At 46.4% G+C, this 18299-nt stretch carries 16 protein-coding genes and 1 tRNA gene; 10 read left to right on the forward strand and 7 right to left on the reverse strand.

Annotation, left to right across the window (positions count from 1 at the left end; translation table 11 throughout):
• Nucleotides 1-102 precede the first annotated feature (102 nt).
• The 3 genes from DXN05_RS20255 to ung all read right to left on the reverse strand — a co-directional run bounded on the left by DXN05_RS20255 (nt 103) and on the right by ung (nt 3514).
• A complete protein-coding gene (locus DXN05_RS20255) occupies nt 103-1830 on the reverse strand; it encodes a glycoside hydrolase family 15 protein (RefSeq protein WP_245975262.1) in 1728 nt (575 codons plus the stop codon).
• Nucleotides 1831-2060: 230 nt separating this feature from the next.
• The gene (locus tag DXN05_RS20260; protein WP_116849123.1) at nt 2061-2798 is read right to left on the reverse strand and encodes a lysophospholipid acyltransferase family protein; all 738 of its coding nucleotides are present in this window, start codon (nt 2796-2798) and stop codon (nt 2061-2063) included.
• A gap of 44 nt (nt 2799-2842) precedes the next feature.
• Nucleotides 2843-3514 carry a uracil-DNA glycosylase gene (gene ung, locus DXN05_RS20265; RefSeq protein ID WP_116849124.1) on the reverse strand — a complete coding sequence of 224 codons (672 nt, stop codon included), beginning with the start codon at nt 3512-3514 and terminating at the stop codon, nt 2843-2845.
• A gap of 81 nt (nt 3515-3595) precedes the next feature.
• Between ung and DXN05_RS20270 the strand changes: the two genes are divergently transcribed.
• From DXN05_RS20270 to DXN05_RS20285, 4 genes are all read left to right on the forward strand, one after another.
• Nucleotides 3596-3669, forward strand: a tRNA-Arg gene (locus DXN05_RS20270).
• A 212-nt stretch (nt 3670-3881) separates the two neighbouring features.
• Complete coding sequence (locus DXN05_RS20275; RefSeq protein ID WP_116849125.1) at nt 3882-4427, forward strand: hypothetical protein; 546 nt, start codon at nt 3882-3884, stop codon at nt 4425-4427.
• Nucleotides 4393-4758: a hypothetical protein gene (locus DXN05_RS20280; protein WP_116849126.1), complete on the forward strand. Its 366-nt coding sequence runs from the start codon at nt 4393-4395 to the stop codon at nt 4756-4758. The genes DXN05_RS20275 and DXN05_RS20280 overlap by 35 nt, the downstream gene beginning before the upstream one ends.
• A 75-nt stretch (nt 4759-4833) precedes the next feature.
• Nucleotides 4834-6267 carry a hypothetical protein gene (locus tag DXN05_RS20285; RefSeq protein ID WP_116849127.1) on the forward strand — a complete coding sequence of 478 codons (1434 nt, stop codon included), beginning with the start codon at nt 4834-4836 and terminating at the stop codon, nt 6265-6267.
• A gap of 267 nt (nt 6268-6534) precedes the next feature.
• Here the strand turns inward: DXN05_RS20285 and katG are convergent, their stop codons facing one another.
• The gene (gene katG, locus DXN05_RS20290) at nt 6535-8799 is read right to left on the reverse strand and encodes a catalase/peroxidase HPI (RefSeq protein WP_116849128.1); all 2265 of its coding nucleotides are present in this window, start codon (nt 8797-8799) and stop codon (nt 6535-6537) included.
• 233 nt (nt 8800-9032) lie between these two features.
• Between katG and DXN05_RS20295 the strand changes: the two genes are divergently transcribed.
• On the forward strand, nt 9033-9860 hold the full coding sequence (locus DXN05_RS20295) for an SDR family oxidoreductase (RefSeq protein WP_116849129.1): 828 nt from the start codon (nt 9033-9035) through the stop codon (nt 9858-9860).
• A gap of 38 nt (nt 9861-9898) precedes the next feature.
• Nucleotides 9899-10810: a helix-turn-helix domain-containing protein gene (locus DXN05_RS20300; protein WP_116849130.1), complete on the forward strand. Its 912-nt coding sequence runs from the start codon at nt 9899-9901 to the stop codon at nt 10808-10810.
• Nucleotides 10811-10837: 27 nt separating this feature from the next.
• Here DXN05_RS20300 and DXN05_RS20305 read toward each other — a convergent pair whose 3' ends face one another.
• From DXN05_RS20305 to DXN05_RS20320, 3 genes are all read right to left on the reverse strand, one after another.
• Entirely contained in the window at nt 10838-12226 is a 1389-nt protein-coding gene (locus DXN05_RS20305) for a sigma-54-dependent transcriptional regulator (protein ID WP_116849131.1), read from the reverse strand.
• Nucleotides 12223-14517 carry a histidine kinase dimerization/phosphoacceptor domain -containing protein gene (locus DXN05_RS20310; RefSeq protein WP_116849132.1) on the reverse strand — a complete coding sequence of 765 codons (2295 nt, stop codon included), beginning with the start codon at nt 14515-14517 and terminating at the stop codon, nt 12223-12225. The genes DXN05_RS20305 and DXN05_RS20310 overlap by 4 nt, the downstream gene beginning before the upstream one ends.
• A 426-nt stretch (nt 14518-14943) precedes the next feature.
• Nucleotides 14944-16023, reverse strand: coding sequence for an alpha/beta hydrolase (locus tag DXN05_RS20320; RefSeq protein ID WP_147314012.1), 1080 nt, complete (start codon nt 16021-16023; stop codon nt 14944-14946).
• Between the two features lie 249 nt (nt 16024-16272).
• Between DXN05_RS20320 and DXN05_RS20325 the strand changes: the two genes are divergently transcribed.
• The 4 genes from DXN05_RS20325 (at nt 16273) to DXN05_RS20340 (ending at nt 18264) form a co-directional block, all read left to right on the forward strand.
• Nucleotides 16273-16839, forward strand: coding sequence for a thioredoxin family protein (locus DXN05_RS20325; protein WP_116849264.1), 567 nt, complete (start codon nt 16273-16275; stop codon nt 16837-16839).
• A gap of 134 nt (nt 16840-16973) precedes the next feature.
• Nucleotides 16974-17354, forward strand: coding sequence for a DoxX family protein (locus DXN05_RS20330; protein WP_116849135.1), 381 nt, complete (start codon nt 16974-16976; stop codon nt 17352-17354).
• Between the two features lie 89 nt (nt 17355-17443).
• Nucleotides 17444-17761: an ArsR/SmtB family transcription factor gene (locus DXN05_RS20335; protein WP_116849136.1), complete on the forward strand. Its 318-nt coding sequence runs from the start codon at nt 17444-17446 to the stop codon at nt 17759-17761.
• On the forward strand, nt 17761-18264 hold the full coding sequence (locus DXN05_RS20340; RefSeq protein WP_116849137.1) for an SRPBCC family protein: 504 nt from the start codon (nt 17761-17763) through the stop codon (nt 18262-18264). Before DXN05_RS20335 ends, DXN05_RS20340 begins: the two co-directional genes overlap by 1 nt.
• Nucleotides 18265-18299 lie beyond the last annotated feature (35 nt).

The raw sequence follows: 18299 nt of genomic DNA on the forward strand, positions 1-18299 counted from the left end.
TGCACCTTACCTTTTTTATAGCGGGTAGCTTTGCGGTTTAATTCCAATGCCGCACTGATTAACGCGAGATGGGTGAATGCCTGCGGAAAATTGCCCAGGTGTTCACCCTTTACTGAGCTGCTCACTGAACAAACCGAGGTGATTGGCATATCCCTGCATCTTCTCAAAATTCTCGATCGCCGTATCTACATAACCACATTTTGACAGGCATTCGATATACCAGAACGAGCACATGTTAAACGTGCCCTCTTCGCCATCCAGCCCGTCTACATTACCGGGATTGTTGCGGTAGCGGTAAATCAGCACATCAAGCCGTAACTCCCGGTCAATCACTTTCATGGTAGCAATCCAGCGTTTATCCTGTGGCGATACAAAACGCATCAGCAACATAAGCAATACACTGGCATCTACGGCATCGCTGTTTGTGTGCTGCACCCATGCCTGTTTCTTTTCATTCCAGAAATTATGGTAAATGCTTTGGTACATTTCATCGCGGTGCTTTTGCCACTCCGCCAGCGGGTAAGGAAACGAACGCAGGTTGGCGAGTTTCATAGCCCTGTCTACCGCCACCCAGCACATGAGCTGTGTATGCAGGAACACTTTTTTCTCGCTGCGGATTTCCCATATGCCATGATCGGCCTGTTTCCAGTGTTTGATAACATACTGCACCTGTTTGGTGATCTGCGTCCACAGGGCAAAAGTGATGGAGCCGCGGTTTTCTTTTTCGTAGATATAAATCGTATCGAGCAGCTCGCCGAAAATATCCAGCTGCAATTGTTCATTCGCTGCATTGCCTATACGCACAGGTTTTGAGCCTTTGTATCCTTCGAGATGTGTAAGCTCTTTTTCTTCCAGGTCAACGTGCCCGTCTACCCCGTAGATCAGTCGTAATGCATCGTGTTGCAGGCATTGTTCTTCTATCCAGTTAATAAATGCCGTGGCTTCTTCTATAAAACCCAGCCGCAGAAAAGCATACATGGTAAAGGCCGCATCACGCGTCCACGTGTAGCGGTAATCCCAGTTGCGGTTACCGCCTATTACTTCGGGCAAGCTGAAAGTAGGTGCAGCCACAACGGAGCCGTACACGCTTGAGGTAAGCAATTTAAGCGTGATGGCAGAGCGGAAAATCAAATCTGACCATTGCCCTTCATAAGTAGACTTGCTGAGCCAGCCGCGCCAGTAAGCAATGGTTTCGCGGTAAGTATGTTGCTTGTAAAATTCAATATCTACCCGCGGCACTGCTGCATCATCTTCCACCAGCTCCAGCACAAACCAGGCTTCCTGTGATTGCTGCAAAGTGAAAGCCGCATACCCATTCGTGTTGCGTACACCAAACGACACATCGCTTAATAAACGCAGGCTAATGGGGTTCTTTTTTTCTTCTGCTGCAAACACAATGCTGTGGTCTGCTTTCTTTGCAGTATGTGCGGTAGTGGCATAATTGAAACGCGGGCAACAATGCATGTGAAAACTGATGGCGCCACGTACGGCTGTTACCTTACGTACAATGGCACAGCGGCCGTTGGGCTGCAATACCGGCATATAATCGGTGATTTCAGAAATGCCATCAGCAGCAAAAAAGCGGGTAAGCAATATGGCAGTGCCGGGAATATACAGCTGTTTGGTATGATACTCTTTTAACTGCGGCTCAATAGAGAAATAACCACCTTTTTCAGCATCAAGGAGCGCCGCAAATACAGCCGGGGAATCGAATTGCGGGAACGACATAAAATCAACAGACCCTGACAGCGATACCAGTGCAACCGTACGCATGTTGCCGATTATGCCATAGTTTTCAATAGGCTCATAAACCCGTTTGCGGTGTTTCATTGTTTTGATAAACGGCTGATCTGCAGAATTGTTCAGCCAATACCGGCCGCACCAACCGTTTTAACAGAAAGGGCTTTTATTCACTTTATCCGGCAACTCATCAGCTGGATTGTTATGTGCGCCGCGCAATAAAAAAAATCATTTACCTGTGTGTACGATTGTTAACTGTGCCGGAACAGCAACGCAGCCCATTGTAAATGCCGGTGAGGACACCGGCATTTACAATGGCATTATTTATTGTTGGCATCGTAGTAATTCCACATTTCTTCAAACAGTTGCTGCTTCAGGTCTTTGGCAGATCTGCCGTCTGCTTTTACGGGTGGCAGGAAATGCATTTCCAGTTTATGCGGCCACATAAAAAAGGGCTTGTGTACAGGCAATACTTTCTGTGTATGAAAAATGAGGGCGGGCATAATGGGTGTTCCCGTATCTGCAGCCAGCCTGAAAGCACCGTCGTAGAAAGGTTTCAGCGGGTTGCCGGTTCTGTTGCGGGTGCCTTCGGGGTAAATCACCATGTCCAGGCCAAGTGCAAGCACCTTGCGCATTTTCTCTACGCTTTTGCGGCGGCTTTCATCGCTATCCCTGTCAACCAGCACACTGCCCAGCGCATAAATCCAGCCGAATATGGGCACGCGTGCAAATTCTTTTTTGGCGATGGTTTTATTCGCGTGCGGCATAAAGGGCGTGGTTACCGGCACATCCATCAGGCTGTTGTGGTTACAGATCACCACATAGGGCTGGTTCTTTTTAAAATTGGCAGCGCCTTTTACTTTCAGCGGGCACAGAATAAGGTTCAGGTATACCGTCATCCATACACGCGATACAGCGCGGTGCCAGCGGGCAGCGCGCGGTTCGGGCAGCAGGAAGCAAGCCAGGTAAAATAATATTGCAATGAGCATGGTAGCAATAAACGTGAGTGCGCCCCACAATGCCCATATACGTCCAAATACCTCTTTCAACAGTTTCATGAATCTTCGTAATGGTTAAATCAAAATTAGGATAATACCTGCGCTTATATGGACCAGTCTATGGGATCCTGGCCCTGTTTGGCCAGCAACTCGTTGGTTAAGCTGAAATGTTTACAGCCGAAAAAACCCTTATCTGCACTAAAAGGCGAAGGATGGGCAGCTTTGAGCACATGGTGTTTGGTTTGATCGATCAACACCTGTTTATCCTGTGCAAACCTGCCCCAGAGCAAAAACACCACGCCTTTTTTCTCCTCTGAAATATGGCGGATAACAGCGTCGGTAAACTGCGTCCACCCTATTTTGCTATGGCTGTTGGGTTCGTTGGCGCGAACGGTAAGCGAAGCGTTGAGCAGCAGCACGCCCTGTTTGGCCCATTTGGTGAGATCGCCGGTTTTGGGGATCGGCATGCCGATGTCTTTGTGTAACTCCTTGTAAATATTCACGAGTGAAGGCGGCGGTGTAATACCGGCAGGCACCGAAAAGCTGAGCCCCATAGCCTGTCCGGCCCCGTGGTAAGGATCCTGGCCCAGCAAAACGACCTTCACCTTGCCGAATGGTGTTTTTTCAAATGCATTGAAAATGAGGTTGCCGGGCGGATAAATGACCTTCCCCTGCATTTTTTCAGTCTTCAGAAAGGCGGTTAGCTGTTCAAAATACGGCTTGTGGAATTCCTGGTGCAGTACTTCCTTCCAGCTTTCTTCAATTTTTACCTGCATATTTGCAAAACTGTTTGGTTGCAAACTAATTAAAAATTACTTTTGCGGCCGGTCAAAATTATACAAGGCCTGAAAATTCAGGTCTCGGTAGCTCAGCTGGATAGAGCAACTGCCTTCTAAGCAGTAGGTCATTGGTTCGAATCCAATCCGGGACACAAAGCCCTGCATGCGTGCGGGGCTTTTTTATTGACAATTTAAGCCTCTCCAGGGTGCTAAAAGTGATTTGACCAGCAGCAAAATGAACTTTTAAGGGTATTTATTGATATAGAGGTTTACAGTTTACCAAATGTTTTGCTAGTTTTACTGTGTTCCATAATTTGGAACGACATATGTGCGTTGTAAAATGAGCATATAAAACCGGAATCTCATGGTTACTTTAGATCTTCATAATTCCTTCCATATTGCTGATACAATTAATAATCAGTCTAAAAGACTGTCGCAGGCAACTGTAAAGTCTAAAAAAACTGAGCATATTGTTATGCGTTTCGTACGAACCTTGTACTATCCTAAAACTTCGCTGCTTCAGTCCAGGGCATTACAAAGCCAAAAAGAACTTCACCTTTCTCTGTCTGCGATTTCTACCCAATTAAAAGAGAAACACCTCGCAACAGTGAATCAGCCTATTCATGAAGCTTTTACACGTATCATTGACAGTCTTTACAGTTTACATTCGGACTTCAATGATCTTTCTATTGGAACAGGATCCAGGAAAATTCGCTTAAGCCTGATTCATATGATAGAAAATAATTTGCAATTAGCTCATTCCATCGAGCGTACGCTCAGGAAGCAGCTGAATAAGGATACAGGCAATAAAACTATAAGCGATGAGACCAGGGCAATTCTAAAGTCTACCAACAAAAACATTCTCCGTTCACTCGATGGCAATACAAGCAAGGAACGTATATCATGTTGATTTCGCATTCCCGGATGATCAAAAGTTAATACATCCAGTAATAGTGATTTCTATTGAAGAAGTTTGCCAGGCGGAAGGTACTTTTATAGGCATCCCGATTAGCCATACGCCTAATCCAACCGAGCTTTGTTTCCCTCTGACTGATTCAATGTTCAAAGAGCCATTAAAGGGCGGGAAATCTTACGCGAAACTGCATTTAATTACCTTCTTACATATAGATCAAATTCAAGGCAGGATTAATGATCCCTGGAATATAATGAAACCTGTTGCTTTTAAAAATTTTATGCAGGAGGTTTTTACTTTAGTCTTTGGGTTTGATATAGAGTTTTGAACCTGATAACAAAGTGCAGGTTAGAACAGCTAAATGTTTCGTGCGCTTTCATGAATTAATGAATTAAACACCCCTATGGACAAAAAAAAGATATCTGAAAAAGCAGCAGCAAAGACTACGATCAGTGACATGGTGAATGACGCTCCTGAAAAAGAGCTTCGCCAACTTGTTATTGATTACGCAAAAAAACATGCAGATTTCAGAAATATGCTCACAGTTCATTTTTCAGACAGGCTGAGTTATGCCGGTACATCTACCTATGCACAAATAATTAGGAAAGCGGCTGCAACGGCTAAAGACAAATATGGGTTTATTGATTATCGAAATGCAGCCAGGGCCATTCAACCTGTATACGGGTTGTTGGATAACGCTAAAAAAGCCTTCCACAAAGGACTTTTTTCTGTAACAGCCGATATTGCATTTGCAGTAATCTCGAATGTGCAAGATATGATGACCAGTATGGATGACAGCAGCGGAGGAGCCGGTGATTGTATCAGAGAGGGCTTTGCCTTACTTTTTAAACTTTGTGAAACTGATATTTCATATGATCTCAAAGACCACATATTCAGGGAAGCTGAAACCGAAGCCAGAAATAAAAAATATGAATTAGTTGGTTTTGACGACGATTGGCTAAATCTCCTTATAAATGCCGCGTACGACAAACAAAGACAACTGCATTTATTACAACTCTTCGATAAGAAATTATCGGGATTATCTAAAAGAAAAAACGACGATTCAGGTGATTCCGAGACAGTACAGTTGCTTGAATACAAAATAAGCCTGCTGCAAAAAATGGGGGATACTACCGTAGCCAATGCCTTACGACTGGACAATCTGCATTATTCAACATTGCGGCTTGATTTGATTAAAGAACTATTGCAGGAAAAAGACTATGCTACAGTAAAGAGACTTATTGACGAAGGAATTATAATAGCCCAAAAAAAGAAGCACCCGGGAACTGTTGCTACTTATAAAGAGATTTTGCTTCAGCTATCACAAGAGCTTAACGACATTCCTGCCGTGAGAACTATTGCCAAAGAGTTGTTCTCAGGTGGTGATATGAAATATTACAGAATCATTAAAAGCACCTACTCAACCAATGAATGGCCTGAAATTTCAGAAGGCATTATTGAAGAGCTGCAAAATACAGATGAAACATTTCAGGCACACTCAAAAACGCTTCCTGCCATTTATATAGAGGAAGGCTACCTGGACAGGTTGCTTGATTTGCTTCAAAAGAATCCACGGCTGGGATTTGTTGACAATTACTCCGAACGGCTATCTGCCAGGTTTCCCAGGGAAATATTAGCTATTTACAAAGTAGCACTGATAGGCTATGCTGCGCAGAATGCCGGGCGTAACCATTATGTTATTATCAGGAATGTGCTAAAAAAGCTGCAGGCTCTGGAAGGAGGAAAAGATATGGTGAAGCAATTGGTTGACCAGCTTAGTCTACAGTATAAAACGCGGAAAGCTATGATAGAAGAACTGGAAAAACTCCGTCACTAACACCCACCCTATCTCATAGGTTATTCCCGTTACTTTCCACGAAGTTTGCGGCTTTACCTTATTGGCGCTCTCATTTACGCAGCTGTTTGCACAAAACAGTTGTGTGAGTATCTCGCCAAACTGTGTTCAACTTACCATTCACGAATACGGCACCGGCAAACCGGTTATTGAACGCTGCACTAAAAGATTAAACACAACATTGCCCTACGCGAACAAATGACAACGGCCCGCTACATTTACGCAGCGGGCCGTTGGCTTTTTATTTAATTAAAACCTGTCGAGGTTCATTACTTTATTCCATGCCGCAACGAAATCTTTTACAAACTTCTCCTGCGCATCTGCACTGCCGTATACTTCTGCAACAGCCCTCAGTTCTGCGTTTGCGCCGAATACAAGATCTGCACGTGTGCCTGTCCATTTTACATTGCCTGTAGCGCGGTCTTTACCTTCATACAATTCTTTGTCTTCACCTGTTGCCTGCCATACAATATTCATGGTAAGCAGGTTTACAAAGAAATCGTTGGTAAGCTGGCCGGGGCGTTCTGTAAACACACCGTGTGCAGAACCATCATAATTGGTATTCAATACGCGCAGACCGCCTACCAGCACGGTTAATTCAGGCGCAGTTAACGTGAGCAATTGCGCTTTGTCTATCAACAATGCCTCGGTAGATACACCGGGTGTTGGTTTACGGTAATTGCGAAAACCATCGGCTGCACGCTGCAGGTAACCAAATGATGCCACATCGGTTTGTTCCTGTGAAGCATCCATACGGCCGGGCGTGAAAGGCACAGTGATGTTATGCCCGGCATCTTTCGCTGCTTTTTCAACACCTGCACAGCCGGCCAGTACAATCACATCTGCCAGCGATACTTTCTTACCCCCCTGCAGTGTACCGTTGAATGCCTGCTGAACGCCTTCGAGCGTGTTCAATACCTGCTGCAATTGTGCGGGGTTGTTCACCTCCCAGTCTTTCTGCGGCGCCAGGCGGATACGCGCACCATTGGCGCCTCCGCGTTTATCAGAACCGCGGAAGGTAGAAGCAGAAGCCCATGCGGTGGACACCAGTTGAGACACGCTTAATCCTGATGCCAGTATTTTGTCCTTTAGTGCTGCGATATCGTTTTCATCAACCAGGGCATGGTTAACGGCAGGAATGGGGTCTTGCCAAAGCAATTCTTCTTTTGGTACATCAGGGCCTAAATAGCGCGCCAGGGGGCCCATATCGCGATGCGTTAATTTATACCATGCGCGTGCAAAGGCATCTGCAAAAGCATCAGGGTTTTCGAGAAAATGGCGGGAGATCTTTTCATACACAGGGTCTACCCGCAAAGAGATATCAGTGGTTAACATGGTGGGTGCATGTTTCCTGGCAGGATCGTATGCATCGGGAATAATACCCGGCGCATTTTTTGCCACCCACTGCTGTGCGCCTGCCGGGCTTTTTGTTAACTCCCATTCAAAGCCAAACAGGTTTTCAAAAAAGTTATTGCTCCATTTGGTGGGCGTTGTTGTCCATGTAACTTCCAGCCCGCTGGTGATGGTATCAGCGCCCCTGCCCGAACGGTAGTCGTTGCGCCAGCCGAGGCCCTGCATTTCCATATCTGCCGCTTCAGGTTCTTTGCCCACATGCGTTGCAGGTGCAGCACCATGGGTTTTACCAAAACTGTGCCCGCCTGCAATGAGGGCTACTGTTTCTTCATCGTTCATAGCCATGCGGCCAAATGTATCACGTATATCTATGGCAGCAGCAAGCGGATCGGGGTTGCCATCCGGGCCTTCGGGATTCACATAGATCAAACCCATCTGCACGGCAGCAAGCGGGTTTTCAAGGTTACGCGAATGGATAGCCGGTTCATCATCATCTGATACCAGCACGCCATGATCTTCCACCACGCCCGGGGAACCATGCGCATAACGCAGATCGCCGCCCAGCCAGGTGGTTTCAGCCCCCCAGTACACATCTTCCTGCGGCTCCCATACATCTTCACGTCCGCCGGCAAAACCGAATGTTTTAAAGCCCATAGATTCGAGGGCGGTATTACCGGCAAGAATCAACAAATCTGCCCATGAAATATTACGTCCATATTTTTGTTTGATAGGCCACAGCAGCCTGCGGGCCTTATCAAGGCTCACATTATCGGGCCAGCTGTTAAGCGGGGCAAACCGTTGCTGCCCTGCACCTGCGCCGCCGCGGCCATCGCCTACGCGGTATGTACCCGCGCTGTGCCAGGCCATGCGGATAAACAGGGGACCATAATGCCCGAAATCAGCCGGCCACCAGTCCTGCGAATCGGTCATCAACGCATGCAGGTCTTTTTTCACCGCTTCCAGGTCAAGGCTTTTGAAAGCTGCCGTATAGTTGAAATCATCACCCATGGGGTTGGATAAAGACGAGTGCTGGCGCAGAATATTCAGCTTTAACTGGTTGGGCCACCAGTCGCGGTTACGGGTACCACCACCACCCACATTCTGCTTTAAACTGCCATTATGAAACGGGCATTTACTGATATCGCTTGATTCTTTTTCCATTTTGGTAAGTTTATGGTAACAGAATAAACACATTATTGCCCCCCGTAGTTGTGCGCTGCGCCAAATTTATGTTGTGAAGCTTACGGAAAAACAAAAATGCTTGAAAGCAATTGATTATCAGTCTTATCGCGTTTATTTAACCAATAACCGCCAAAAGTATAAGTAATGCGGAAATAAGTATAATTCTTGCCAACCTGGCCAATCCAACTTTGCATTGAATAAAAAAGACAACAATGGCAAAGACGATTTTTATTACAGGTGCATCCTCAGGTTTGGGAAAGGCAACCGCGAAATTGTTCCAGCGCAAGGGCTGGCAGGTGATTGCGACCATGCGTGCTCCCGAAAAAGAACAGGAACTGGCTTTACTGGATAACGTTACACTTTTACCGCTGGATGTTACAAAGCCGCAGCAGATTGCCGACTGCGTAAGCGTTGCAACGAAACTCACCACCGTTGATGTGGTGTTTAACAACGCAGGACATGGCATGTATGGTCCGCTGGAAAGTTATTCAGCTGAACAGCTCACCGGTCTTATCAATACAAACCTGCTGGGCGTTATCAGGATAACGCAGGCTTTTATCCCGTATTTCAGGCAGCGGGGAACAGGACTTTTTATCACTACTTCTTCCATGGGCGGTATAACGGCCTTCCCTTTCAGCTCCCTGTACCACGCTACCAAATGGGGAATTGAGGGCTTTAGCGAGAGTATGTATTTTGAGTTATCGAAATTCAATATCGGCATCAAGAATATCCTGCCGGGCGGTATCAGAACAGATTATACAGGGCGCTCCATGTTGTATGGAAAGCATAACACCGAAGCTTATCAAACCATACTTGACCAGGCAGATAAGGTAATGAGCAACCTGTTACTGCCAGAAAACCTGACCCCGCCGGAAAACATTGCGGAGGTTATATTTGAAGCCGCCACCGATGGTAAAAAGCAGTTAAGATATATAGCAGGCAATGATGGCAGGCAATTATATGAAAGCAGGCAGCATATGGGCCAGGAAGCGTTTCTCGCCTATTTCGACAACCTGTTCTTTGGCAACAACGCACAATAACAACAATAACCGGTTAGGGTATTTTGTATTTTTGATACATGGAAAACAAGCTTATCCAAATCAGTTCCATCAACCAGCTGCACCGTTATTACGATTGCGGCAAACCACAGCACCCGCTTGTTTCGGTTATTGACCTCAGCACCATCCGGCACAATCTGTTTGCAGAAAATGTATCGCTCCGGATGTCGCTGTATATTATTTCCTGCAAACGTTTTACAGGCAAATTGCATTATGGCAGGCAGCAGTACGATTTTGAAGAAGGCTCCCTGTTGTTTACAGCGCCCGGGCAGGTCATCAGCTCAGACCCCGAAGTGCAGCTGGAAGAAGGCTGGGCGCTGTTTTTTCATCCAGACCTGATTAATGCCACAACACTCGGGCAAACAATACACCGGTATTCGTTTTTTTTATACGATACCAGCGAGGCGCTGCATGTTTCGGATGAGGAGAAACAATTGCTGCAGGATTGCGTGAATAAAATAAAACGGGAATATACACAGAACATCGACAAGCATACGCAAGGCCTGGTTGTAAGCAATATTGAATTGCTGTTGAACTATTGCAACCGGTTTTACGACCGCCAGTTTTTAACAAGGGCAAAATCCGGCAACGATATTGTGCAGCGTTTTGAACGCTTGCTGCATGCCTGCTTTGCCCAAGATACACTGATTGCAACAGGGTTGCCTGATGTAAAATATTTTGCCTCGCAGCTTAATATATCGCCCAAATACCTGTCTGATTTATTGAGCAGGTACACGGGTAAAACAACGCAGGAACACCTGCACCTGCAGTTAACAGAAAAAGCAAAGTCACTGCTGTGGGGCACCAACCAATCCATCAGCGAAATTGCCTATGGGCTTGGCTTTGAGCACCCCTCCCATTTCACTAAAATGTTCAAAACCAAAACAGGGCTTTCACCCAGGGAATACAGGAACGGCAATCGTACCAACTAATACCCGGCTGGCAAAACAGAACTCAACTTAAAAATCCTTTGTTGCCACCTTCTTGGTTATCCCGAGTTTCTTCATACGCGACAGCAGGGTGGAGGGATTTATATCAAGCATTTTTGCAGCACCGTCTGTGCCGTATAATTTCCAGCCGCATTTTTCCAGCGCAGCCAGTATATGGTCTCTTTCGTTTTCGGTAATGGTTTTAATGCGTTGATCACCTGGTGCAGCCTGACTGTCCTTGTTGTTATCTGTTGGCAGTGATACATGGGTAATCATCGGTGCGTTGGCCAGCAGCACACTGCGCTCCATAATGTTTTCGAGTTCGCGGATATTGCCGGGCCAGGCATAAGCCAGCATTGATTTTAAAGCAGGCGCTGCAATGCCCTTTACATTCTTGTTCATGCGCCTGGCAAACACATCAACAAAGTAGTTGGCCAGCAAGGCAATATCTTCCTGCCTTTCGCGAAGCGGGGGCAGCAGCACAGGAAATACATTCAACCGGTAATATAAATCCATGCGGAAGCGGCCGTTGGCCATTTCCCTTTCCAGGTCGCGGTTGGTAGCAGCGATCACCCGCACATCTACCGATTTTCTTTTACCACCGATTGATTCCACTTCACGCTCCTGCAGCACACGCAGGAACTTGCTTTGCAAATCAAGCGGCAGCTCTCCTATTTCATCGAGAAATACAGTGCCGCCATTTGCCAGCTCAAACTTGCCCACTCTTTTGTCGTATGCGCCCGTAAAAGAACCTCTTTCATGCCCAAACAATTCCGATTCAATCAGCTCGGCCGGCAATGCAGCACAGTTGAGCACAACAAAGGGTTTGTTGCGCCTGTCAGACAACTGGTGTGTAGCTTTCGCCACCAGCTCTTTGCCTGTGCCGCTTTCGCCCAGTATCAGCACAGAAGTCTCTGAACGGGCCACCACTTTCACCTGGTCCATTACGGCCATAAAAGCCCTGCTTTGCCCGATCATATCTTTAAACCCGGTTTGTTCTGTGCCTGAAGGCAGTACCGGTTTCTTTAAATGCTGTATGCTTTTTTGTTCTGCATGATAGCGGTACAGGGCCACTTCCAGCATTACCAGTACGTCGCGCTCCCTGAAAGGCTTTACCAGGAAACCATAGGGATTGGTTATTTTGGCTGCATCCAGCGTTTGCTTGTTTGAATTGGCAGAAAGATAAACAAAAGCAATATTGCGGTTCATCAGTGTGCGCGCAAGATCAATGCCTGTTTTAGGGCCGCGCAAATGAATATCCAGCAATACCATATCCGGCTTTTCCAGCTCTATCAACCCCATTGCTTCTTCAACCGAAGGTGCAATGCCGCACACTTCGTAACCGGCATTGGTCAGAATCATTTTCAGGTTATTGGCTTCAATAAACTGATCTTCCACTATCAATATTTTGGTCTTCATATATCAAGCATATTTGCGCGGTGAAACACATGAGTGTCTGTTGTGTCAACAGCAACGCTGAGCGCCTCTATGGGAAAAATCACCTTTACCCGCGTGCCATTGTCGTTCTCAAAGAAAATACGGCCCTGCAATTCCATGGTAAGGCCGCGCATTAAATCGAGCCCCAGTGATTTGGGCAGGCTGCCGTTGCTGCTGTTGCGCATACCAATGCCGTTATCACTGATCAGGAGTTTGATATGGTTGTCTGCCTGCTTCAGGTCGATCGTAATTTTACCGGGGCGTTTATCGGGGAATGCATACTTAAACGCATTGGTCACCGCTTCATTAATGATAAGCCCGAGCGGTATGGCCTGCGACAGGTTTAATTTCACTTCATCTACCTGCAAATACATGCCGATGTGCATGGGTGAGCCAAAACTGTCTGACAAATAACTGGTGAGTTCGTTCAGGTAATTTTTTAAATCAATGGTGCCAATATCGTCTGACTGGTACAGTTTCTGGTGAATGAGCGACATGGCATAAATCCTGTTCTGGCTGCTTTCGATAGCGCGCAGCGCATCTTCTTCGAGGTACCTGGCCTGCGATTCAAGCAGGCAGATAACGGTATGCAGGTTGTTTTTTACGCGGTGGTGTACTTCTTTCAACAGCCATTCCTTTTCTGTAAGCAGGCTTTGCAGCAATTCGTTTTTATGGGTCACAATCACATTGCTTTTTTTGCGCAGGTTGCTTTGCTTGTACAATAAACCTGCGATAATCAGCAGCAGTATAACGCCGGTAATGGTAACGTTCTTAACAAAATCGGCCTGTTTCAGCTTGGTGTTTTCGAGTATGGCTTTCTGGTTCAGCAAGCCTATTTCATTTTCTTTCTTTTCTGTTTCAAACTCTACTTCCAGCTGCGCTACCTGCCTGCTCTTGGTTTCGTTCAGAATGGAATCTTTCAGTTCGTTTGATTTGATGAGGTTGCTGATAGCCTCTTTGTATTTGTTGCTGGCCGTATCAAGCGAAAACCACAGCTTGTAATTCTGCGCCATGCCCGACAAATCATTTCTTGAACTTACCAGGTCTTTGTCTTTCTGCAGGTACAGCTTCGCGGCTTCGTAATCGGCTGTTTCAATATAAAACCTTGCAATCAGTTCATAGTAGCGGCTTAGCCAGAACAGGTTGATGTTCGGGTTCTGCGTTTGTTTGATGAGTTGTTCACAGTAATACCTTGCTTTGTCGTATTGCTTCAGTGCCAGGTAAATTTTGAGGTAGGTTTGACTGATGCCATAATCGCCGCTTTCATATTTCTGGCTCGAAGGCATTTCGAATTTCCGGGTAATCTGGTGAAAGAAATTTACTGCCTGCTCAGGCTCGTTGAGGATGAGGTAGGTATCTGCCACGTTTGCGGCAAGCAGGTATACGGTAGCGTTGTCTTTTTCCTGCTCAGCTATTCTCAGTGCCTGCAAAAAAAACTGCAAAGCTTTCTGGTTTTCGTTCAGTTTTAAATAAGTGTACCCGATGTTGTTGTTGATCTGGCAAATCAGCCGCACATTGTCGTCGCTGCTGCCGGTAGCTATTTTCAGGGCCATCAGTTCGTAATTGAGTGCCTGTTTGTAATCGCCCTGTTCGTAATAAATACGGCCCAGCAGCGATAAGGCGCCCTGGTTTTCTGTATACCCCGCCTGCCCATAGTATTTCAGCGCAGTTCTTACTTCAGCAAATGCGGCGGCATTATCGTTTGTCATCTGGTGCAGGTCGGCCAGAAAACGGTAACAGCGGGCCAGCTCTACCCAATGGGTTGTTTCCTGGAAAGCGGCAATGGCCAGTTGCAGGTATTCAATGCGGGTACGCATGGTTTCATACAAAAAATCACCGCTGTAATACTCCGACATGTCGAAATAAGCTTTACCAAGCAGGGCTTTGTCACCGCCATCCTGCAATTGATTAATCAGCCGGGCAAGCAGAGTTTTACCTGCAGCAGTATTGCCTTGTGCCTTGTACAAACCGGAGCGGATGAGTTGGATATTCTCGTTAAAGAAAGGATATTTCAGTTTTTTATTAAGCTGCTGCGCTTCGGTTATATAAGCATTAACGGCATTGATGGTGGTATCTGACAGGTGCCGCTGGTGAACATGAAACGAGGCAAGCCTGAGCAGGGTATTCAAACGGTCGGTATCGGCCACCTGGCCGGTGAGGGAGCTGGTCAAAGAATCAGCCTGCCTCCTGGTGATATCCTGGGCTTGTACAGATATGACCAAAAAGAAAAACACAGCAGCTAATTGCAGGAACTTCATCATTGTTGGTATCATTGCCAGTTTTCAGGCATCCGTATCCTTGCAGGATGGCTGCCATAAAGGGGCAAGCTACGTGTAATTTCCGGCCTGTTAAGACGGCCTGTTAGGTGCAGTAAAACTACTGCATAACCTTTCGTCGAAACAGACAGTCTTGCAAAGAAAAGATTTCCAACAGCAGGAAAAATTGCAAGCCCCGATTCTTACCCTAAAATATCAAATTTATCCCGCTAAAACTATTCTATTTCCGGGTTACGCGGCCCGGTATTGCCGGGTTGCCGGCTGATGCCGGAATTTGCGCTAAAAACAAGCGTTATTTCGTCGAATTTACCGATAGTCAGCACATTTATCCCCAGGCTTTCAAAGCCTTTGTGAATGCAGCCTTTTCGTATTCGTATATTTTGCCTGGCAATGCGCTCACCGGCCGCAGCTCATACCGGTTTGTCAGGTTAACCGGTATTTGATATCGCTCACCTTTACGCGGTTGGCCTGTATGGCCTCGTCATTCGTTCCTTTCAGCACGCTGAGTATATCGTTGTATACTTTGGGAACGCGGTCGTAATACCAGTGCTGCACAAGGGTATTGTTAACCGATGGGTCTGTCTGGCAGGCCACTTCCGTACAATCGATGATATAAATATGGCTGGGTAAATTATTCAATGAGGAAGGGCCGTCTGTACCAAGTCGTTTCAGCGGGTTTTCGTATTTGCGCGACACGGTAAGCGCCAGGTCGTTGCGGTTGTAATACACATGAATGCGCCTGCCCAGGCTGTTGAGCCTGGAAAAAGGCTGCGGGTCTTCAAAACAGATATTGTCCACATCAGGCGAAGCCAGTATAATCTCTTCAAAAATGGAACTGAATTTATTCCCGTCTGAAATCAGCTTCGCCAGCATGTTTTCAAGCACGCGGTTGCCCATGGAATGACAGAGCAGGTGAATTTTATTATTGCACGGCTTCGGCAGCCTGGCAGTTAAACCGTTAAATGCTTCATAGAAAAACTCGCACAGCAACTGGAAACAACGGCCGATGGCCACACCCGAAGTAATGGCATCCAGCACATCCGATTTGTACCGCATTACCGACCCGCGTGAGGGCCAGGAAAATATGACCAGGTGTTTGATGGGACTGCCTGCACCAACAAAACATTTTTCAAGATTGCGCAGGTTGTCGATCGCGCATTTCCAGTCGCAGTTAAACCCATGATACATCACCAGCACATCACCGCCATCCGGCGAAGCCATTTCATGGTACAGGTCAAGAAAAAATTTTTCCGACCCCACCTTCACCGGTTCATTGTCGTTAAAGTAATACTGTACATCGTACTGGTTTACGTTGTTTACTGCCGCGCCCGGTTGTGATGGTGCCTTGTCGGGAATTAACGTATACGCCTGCGGATCGGTACTGGTGCTGTCGAATGTGGCAAAACGAAGGGTATCTGTGGGCAGGCCATCATTGGTGGTATCGATTTTTTCAATACCGTTTTCAACCAGGATGCGCCGGTTGGTAATTATATGATACTTCATATAAATGGTATAATTGGATGCAATGAGGAAATGGGGCTTAACCGGCACAACTTACCTGCGTAACCGTTACTAACGGCACCGGCGGCAGCAATAGACGAGCGGAATGTTTGCCGGGCAAACAATGTTTTTTATATTGTTCCGGCTAATGGCTTACAAAGTACAGCACGCATCCGGCATTGTCAACTTCCTGCTGCTAAAATGTGCATTCAGCTTGCATCACCCGGCACAGGAACTGTAAACAAAACGCATATGAATTTCGATACCTACCAGCAAACGTTCCGGGATATATTGAACAACACCGCGCCACCTGCACCATACGATAAACCTGAGTATATAAATTACACCAGGTTAAACTGGACACGCCAGCAGCGCTGGTTAAAACACGGTGTATTGAATACCAACCTGGCAACAGCAATAAACAATATACAGGAAGAACAATTATGGACCATCATTACTGAGCCCTGGTGCGGCGATGCGGCGCACACCATTCCCTTTATACACCGCCTTACGGCAGCGCAACCGCTGATTACAACTGATTACCACTTAAGAGACACACCACCTTTTTTAATTGAGCACTATCTTACCAACGGAACCAAATCGATTCCCAGGCTGATTATTGCAGACCGCCATAACAAAGACCTTGCTATATGGGGACCGCGCCCTGCCACCTGCCAGTTACTGTACAGGAAGCTGACAGACGCACATGCACCCAATGAAGAAAAGAAAATTGCACTGCAGCAATGGTACAATGAAGATAAGGGTGTAAGCTTCCAGGCCGAATTGCTGGCCATTGTACAAAATATGCTTTCAGCCTGACGCAGTTCAGCACCGGCAGAAAAGCCCCTGCACAATTGCACGCACCCGGAATGTTTTTTAAAATTCATTTGCGAAACCGAACAGTTGCGCATATATTTGCAACCGATTGGTTTATTATCTAAAAACAACTACTTATGAAAAGTAAAATTCTCTTTGTTGTATGCCTGCTGGCCGGCCTGATGTTTGTAAACGCAGGTTTGGACAAGTTCTTCCACTACATGCCCATGCCAAAGGAGATGCCCGAAAAAATGGCTAAAATGGGTATGGCATTTACCGAAATAAGCTGGCTTTTGCCACTGGTTGGCGCCGCAGAACTGATTGGCGGTTTGTTATTCATTATACCCAGAACAAGGGCACTGGGCGCTCTTATTCTTCTGCCTGTATTAACCGGCATCCTGCTTACCAACATTACCGCTGCGCCATCGGGTTTACCCATTGTATTTGCTTTAATCGCAATTATCGGCTGGGCAATGATTGAAGACAGGAGCAAGTACCTGCCGTTGATTGGCCGGTAAACCTGCCGTTGCACAGCAATCTCCCAGGCCTGCATTAGTTCATATGAATAAACGACCAGACAACCGTACCAACAGCTAAAAAAACTTCCGTGAGAAGAGATATTTTCCAGGCCATTGCCGACCCTACACGAAGAGCGATCATCGCCTTAATAGCCATACAGGCCATGACCCCCAGCGCAATTGCCGATCATTTTGATATGACACGGCAGGCCATTTCGAAACACATGAAAATATTGACTGAATGCGAACTGGTGAAACAGGAATATGAAGGCAGGGAGATTTACTATCAACTTGAAATTGACAAAATGAAAGAGATAGACAAATGGCTGGAACAGTTCAGGAAAATCTGGGAAAGCCGCTTTGAAAAACTCGATCAGCTTTTAGCAACAATCAAAAAAAAGAAATAATGAACAGCAACCTGCAATTTGATTTTATCGCAGATAAGGAAAAAAACACATTGACCGTAAGACGTGAATTTTTAGCAGGCCGCCAGCTGGTTTGGGATTGCTACACCAAAAGCGAATTGCTCGACCAGTGGTTTGCCCCTGCCCCTTTAACCACAAAGACAAAATCAATGGACTTCCGTGAAGGTGGCCACTGGCATTATGCGATGGTTGAACCCAACGGAACGGAATACTGGGGCTATACAGAATACATTAAAATCAAGCCGATTGATTATTACACTTCCTCTGATGCCTTCAGCAACGAAGCAGGTGAAATCAACCCAGACCTGCCCCGTGCACAATGGGTGGTAACCTTTACCGACAAGGGAGAAAACGCATTGGTAGAAACCGTTGTTACCTACACATCAATTTCAGACCTGGAGCAGGTTATTGCAATGGGCATGGAACAGGGCATGACGGCCACGCTGGAAAAACTGGATACACTGTTGCTGAATTTGAAAAAGTAACAACACTGGCAGCTTTGATAAGACAAGCTGTTAAC

It is taken from the genome of Deminuibacter soli (assembly GCF_003412455.1).
GTDB classification, from domain to species: Bacteria; Bacteroidota; Bacteroidia; order Chitinophagales; family Chitinophagaceae; genus Deminuibacter; species Deminuibacter soli.